The 5,238-nt window shown below is 47.5% G+C and carries 3 protein-coding genes, 8 tRNA genes and 2 rRNA genes; all 13 read right to left on the bottom strand.

Annotation, left to right across the window (positions count from 1 at the left end; genetic code table 11):
• Positions 1-271 (bottom strand): 16S ribosomal RNA (locus ATH33_RS00320); the annotation flags it as partial.
• Positions 272-447: 176 nt separating this feature from the next.
• On the bottom strand, positions 448-1,497 hold the full coding sequence (locus ATH33_RS00315) for an Ldh family oxidoreductase (protein ID WP_049720529.1): 1,050 nt from the start codon (positions 1,495-1,497) through the stop codon (positions 448-450).
• Between the two features lie 91 nt (positions 1,498-1,588).
• Positions 1,589-2,362 (bottom strand): hypothetical protein, encoded by a 774-nt coding sequence (locus ATH33_RS00310; RefSeq protein ID WP_121873921.1) that lies wholly within the window; start codon positions 2,360-2,362, stop codon positions 1,589-1,591.
• Between the two features lie 189 nt (positions 2,363-2,551).
• Positions 2,552-2,626, bottom strand: a tRNA-Gly gene (locus ATH33_RS00305).
• A 3-nt stretch (positions 2,627-2,629) separates the two neighbouring features.
• A tRNA-His gene (locus ATH33_RS00300) sits at positions 2,630-2,705 on the bottom strand.
• 13 nt (positions 2,706-2,718) lie between these two features.
• Positions 2,719-2,795, bottom strand: a tRNA-Asp gene (locus tag ATH33_RS00295).
• Between the two features lie 5 nt (positions 2,796-2,800).
• Positions 2,801-2,877 (bottom strand) — tRNA-Glu (locus ATH33_RS00290).
• Positions 2,878-2,883: 6 nt separating this feature from the next.
• Positions 2,884-2,959, bottom strand: a tRNA-Thr gene (locus ATH33_RS00285).
• Between the two features lie 8 nt (positions 2,960-2,967).
• Positions 2,968-3,041: transfer RNA gene (locus ATH33_RS00280), tRNA-Gly, on the bottom strand.
• A gap of 3 nt (positions 3,042-3,044) precedes the next feature.
• Positions 3,045-3,131, bottom strand: a tRNA-Leu gene (locus ATH33_RS00275).
• Positions 3,132-3,262: 131 nt separating this feature from the next.
• Positions 3,263-4,495, bottom strand: coding sequence for a dicarboxylate/amino acid:cation symporter (locus tag ATH33_RS00270; RefSeq protein WP_121873922.1), 1,233 nt, complete (start codon positions 4,493-4,495; stop codon positions 3,263-3,265).
• Positions 4,496-5,001: 506 nt separating this feature from the next.
• Positions 5,002-5,116: ribosomal RNA gene (rrf, locus tag ATH33_RS00265) — 5S ribosomal RNA — on the bottom strand.
• 9 nt (positions 5,117-5,125) lie between these two features.
• A tRNA-Arg gene (locus tag ATH33_RS00260) sits at positions 5,126-5,202 on the bottom strand.
• Between the last annotated feature and the right edge of the window lie 36 nt (positions 5,203-5,238).

The raw sequence follows: 5,238 nt of genomic DNA, 5'->3' as shown, positions 1-5,238 counted from the left end.
CGTTACCTCACCAACCAGCTAATGCGCCGCGGGCCCATCCGCAAGTGACAGCCGAAGCCGCCTTTCCCCTTTTCCCCATGCGGGGAAAAGGACTATCCGGTATTAGCCCCGGTTTCCCGGAGTTATCCCGGTCCTGCGGGCAGGTTGCCCACGTGTTACTCACCCGTTCGCCGCTGGATCCTCATCCCGAAGGATGATTCTCCCGCTCGACTTGCATGTATTAGGCACGCCGCCAGCGTTCATCCTGAGCCAGGATCAAACTCTCCAAAAAAGTTTGATGTGAACTCTCAAGAATTAACGAGTCATGTCTTCACTCTTCAGTTTTCAAGGAACAAGTCATGCAGCAGTTTTTCGCGACAACGTTGAATATATTAACCCATATTTGATCACTTGTCAACAAAAAAATTAATTTTTTTCTCTCTCTATTATAAATCACACAGAAGAACTTTATTCTCCCTGGTAAACCCCTTGTACCGAAAGGCTTTTCGCCATGTCATTCAAATCCTTCACCACTTCATCCGAAAGAGGAATTCCTTGTTTTTTTCTTTGCAAATATCTTTGATATCTCCTTTCTCCCGGATAATAAACGCCATCACTGTTTGTGGAAGGAGGTGTTTCTTTCAACATCCGCAAAAAGGCGTTCATCCGTTTGTCATATTCCTTTAATGACATGAAATGCGGCACATGATACAGGATGAAATGGTGTCCCACACCAGCAAAGCCAGCCTTCTCTTCATAGATGCTGACTACATTTTTCCCGAAGGCGGCACCGCTTAAGACCCCGCAAAACATCTCAATTGCACATGCCAGAGCATATCCCTTGGCTCCCCCCAACGGCAGCATCGCCCCTTTGAGTGCGGCCGAAGGATCCGTTGTATCCATTCCGTTTTCATCAACGGCCCAGCCCTTGGGAATCGGTTTCTTTTCGCGGGCGGCCAAAATCACTTTGCCTCTTGCAACCATACTGGTGGCCAAGTCAACAATCAACGGTGGACCGTCGTTCACCGGAAAACCGAAAGCAACCGGATTGGTCCCCAGCCGCGGTTCTCTGCCTCCGGTTGGCACAATGCCCGGCGGGGTATTGGTCATGGCGATCAGCACCATATTCTCCCGCATGGCTTGCTGGCAGTAAAACGAACCTGTGCCGTTATGATTGCTGCGACGAATAAAGACACCGGCCATGCCCAGTTTTTTTGCAACGGGAATCGCCGCTTCCAGCGAACGGTAAGAAACCACTTGCCCCAACCCGTTGTCTCCATCCACGTTTAACGCCGATCCGTGTTGAATGATCCGAAGACACGGGCGCACGGAAATTCTGCCTTCCATCATCCTGCGCACATAAACCGGCAAACGGCTGATGCCATGGCTGTCGATTCCTTCCAAGTTGGCTTGTATCAATGAATCCGTTATTATTTTCGCATCTTTTTGAGAAACTCCGACCGCTTTGAGCACTGTTTCGGCAAATCGCCGCAGATCGGCATCTTTAAATCGCGGCAACGGATGGCAAACCTCCTTTCAGATCATTTGCGTAAAGAAAAAGGCCTGCATTGTCACAGGCCTTCCTTCTTTTCTCCGGATCCGGAAAAGATTAACCCAAAAGGGATTTTCTTTTCATTGCAACGGACAGAAGTACCATCCCGGCCAGGATTCCCCCAAGTCCAAACATCATTCCGGTTCCATATGACGTCGCGGTCTTGGGCAACTTTCCTCCTTGAGGCTGTTTGGAACCACCCTTTTGATTGTCATCGCCGGGCTGATCACCACCGTTTCCGGGATTTTTCGGATCATCCTGGTTTCCGGGATCATCGGGATTATTCGGGTCATTCGGTTGGCCGCTTCCTGGATCATCGGGCGCCCCCGGTTGATCCGATCCGCAATCATGGTTGAACACCAGTTTTGCAATCAAGATCTTCCCGATGACTTCATTGTTTATGTTCAATCTTACTTTTAAAACATACGTCCCTTTGGCGCCGTTTGGATTGGACCTGGGATCATATTTCACAAAAAGAGTTTCGTTGTCTTCTTTTACATCCAGTACTCCCTGATCCACTTTCTTCCCGTTCACCAACGCTTGATCGGAAGCCGGATACCAGTAAATTTCATAAGGCACCACCACTTTTAGCGGGGTGTCGGGAAGATCAACCAACTTAAAAACGCTTCCCACCTGTACTTTGAATTGAATCGAGGTGCAATTTCCCTTAAAAGGAATCGGCTTTAAAACATTTGCTTCAACCAACGATTTGAGCTTCGCTTGTACATCCGCATCGTCTGCCGCTGATGAAACGGCCGGATGTAAGCTGATTACCAACAACGAAACCAACGACAAAACAACTTGAGCAAGTTTAATCCATTTTTTTGTCATTTTATGTACCCCCTTACGGGGAATTAGTTTTCCACATCTTTTTTCAATTTCCTTCTTAAAATTGGATAAAATTGATTTAATTTGTAATTGAATAAAAAATATGTAAACATTCCAGGGAACACCTTTTTAGCAAAGAAAAAAGCTGCAAGTTTTAAATCACTTGCAGCTTTGCTTGGTTATCGGTTTGTTTGGAGCGGAAGACGGGATTCGAACCCGCGACCCTCGCCTTGGCAAGGCGATGCTCTACCCCTGAGCCACTTCCGCATATGGGGCGACCGGTGGGAATCGAACCCACGAATGCCGGAGCCACAATCCGGTGCGTTAACCACTTCGCCACGGCCGCCATCCAAAAAAAATGGCGGAGCTGACGGGATTCGAACCCGCGATCTCCTGCGTGACAGGCAGGCATGTTAGGCCTCTACACCACAGCTCCGCATTTGGTGACCCGTAGGGGATTCGAACCCCTGCATGCCAGCGTGAAAGGCTGGTGTGTTAAACCACTTCACCAACGGGCCGTTTCATGGAGCTCCCTACCAGGCTCGAACTGGTGACCTCTTCCTTACCATGGAAGCGCTCTGCCAACTGAGCTAAGGGAGCGGATGCTCTGGAGCGGGTGAAGGGAATCGAACCCTCGCATTCGGCTTGGAAGGCCGATGTTCTACCACTGAACTACACCCGCAACTGGTGCGGTCGGCGAGACTCGAACTCGCACGGCCAAAAGGCCACTACCCCCTCAAGATAGCGTGTCTGCCAATTCCACCACGACCGCAAAATGTTATGGAAATTAGAAAATCATCTCACGCTGATATAATTTAACACAGGTTCGAAAAAAACGCAACCCCTTTTTCAACAAAAAAAAGACGGGAATCCCGTCTTTTTTCCCCTTGATGCCACTGAAGATCACGCAGCTGAACCTTCTTGTTGCTGTCTTGTTTCTTCACCTTTGGCAACAACGACCGCGACACAGGCATCCCCGGCAATGTTGGTTGCCGTACGGCTCATATCCAGCAAGCGGTCCACACCGAGTACAATGGCAATCCCTTCAACCGGCAGCCCCACCGATTGCAACACCAAAGTCAACATAATCATTCCGGCTCCCGGAACAGCGGCCGTACCAATTGACGCAAGGGTTGCGGTCAAAATAATCATGAGCTGATCATCAATCCCCAACGGAATTCCATATAACTGGGCGATGAAAATGGCGGCAACCCCCTGCATGATGGCCGTTCCGTCCATGTTGATCGTGGCGCCGAGCGGCAACACAAAACTGCTGATCGATTTCGGGACTTTAAAGTCATTTTCCGCCACATCCATGGTCACCGGCAGGGTGGCGGCACTGCTGCTGGTCGTAAAGGCAACTTCCATCGCCCTCATCATGCGTTTGAAAAAGAAAATCGGATTCATCTTCGCAAATACGGCAAGCAGTGTACTGTATGTCACACCCATATGCAACAACAACGCCAGCAACAGGGTGATCATGTATATCGCCATGGAACCGATCAACTCGATCCCGGATTCCCCGATCGCCCGGGCCATCAAGGCAAATGCCGCATAAGGGGCTGTGGCCATAACAAGGGTAACCAGTTTCAATGTCACTTCATTTCCCTGTTCAATCACTTCTCTGATGCGATTGGCCTTATCCCCCAATAAAGCGATTCCAATTCCAAACAGCAAAGCGAAAAAGATAATTTGCAGCATTTCCGCCTCAGCCATGGCTTTCACCGGGTTTTCCGGAACGATATTCACCAGGGTATCAATCATGCTCGGCGGCTTATCCACTTTCACTTCTTCCGCCGGTTGGTCAATCGTAACCCCGGTTCCCGGCTGGATGATATTTGCCAAAATAATGGCAAAAGTAATGGCGATTGCCGTTGTCAGAATATACAGGATAATCGTTTTCCCGCCGATGCGCCCCAGTTTTTTCGGATCGGCAATGCCGGCAGCTCCCGAAACCAGCGAGAAAAACACAAGAGGAACGACAACCATTTTAATTGCTTTAATAAATAAATTACTGACCGGGTCAAATAAATATTGATTCAAGACGACAAATGCAGATGGAAAATAAAGATTAAGAATAACACCAACTATCAGACCGAGCAAGATCCCGATCAAAATCTTTTTCGTCAAGGAAATCTTCTTCATAGCCTCACACCTTTCAAAAATAATTCGATAATTCATAAAAAATCAATTTTAAATTAATCAGACAATACAGGCGACAAGGTAATAATGACAATTTTATTATATATTTTATAAAGAAATATCTCAACTAAAAATTATCATCCTAAAAAAACCAAAAGATTTTATTTATCATTGCAAATTCCGGTTGCAAGCCGGTCCCCTCTTGTGCATTGGAATGAGAGCAGAAGATTTCAGATTCACGATCACTTTGCCCTTGATCCCTCTTCTCTGAAAATCATCCCCGTTTTCTTCGTACCGGCAAAGGTAAAAACACTTTTTCAATATTCATATTTTTTATCTTCACATAAACCTTTTTGGCAATTTTTCTCAATAGGATACTCCAAATATGTAAAATTTAAATTGCTAAATTTATATTTTTAAAAAAAGATACCTTAAATGCGCATGAAACATAAAAAAACCACCTTCAGCAGTCTTGCTGAAGGTGGTTTGGGTGACAATTCGCCTGGCAACGACCTACTCTCCCAGGGGTCATCCCCAAGTACCATCGGCGCTGGAGGGCTTAACTTCCGTGTTCGGGATGGGAACGGGTGGATCCCCTCCGCTATGGTCACCAGACAATTTGATTGGCGTGCCCTGGAAGATTCGAACTCCCGACCTTCTGATCCGTAGTCAGACGCTCTATCCAGCTGAGCTAAGGGCACATGAACACACCCTGAAAATGAGGATGGAAGAAGCAA

This window comes from Thermoactinomyces vulgaris (assembly GCF_003688725.1).
Classification (GTDB): Bacteria; Bacillota; Bacilli; order Thermoactinomycetales; family Thermoactinomycetaceae; genus Thermoactinomyces; species Thermoactinomyces vulgaris.
This window is presented reverse-complemented; position numbering and strand designations above follow the sequence as displayed.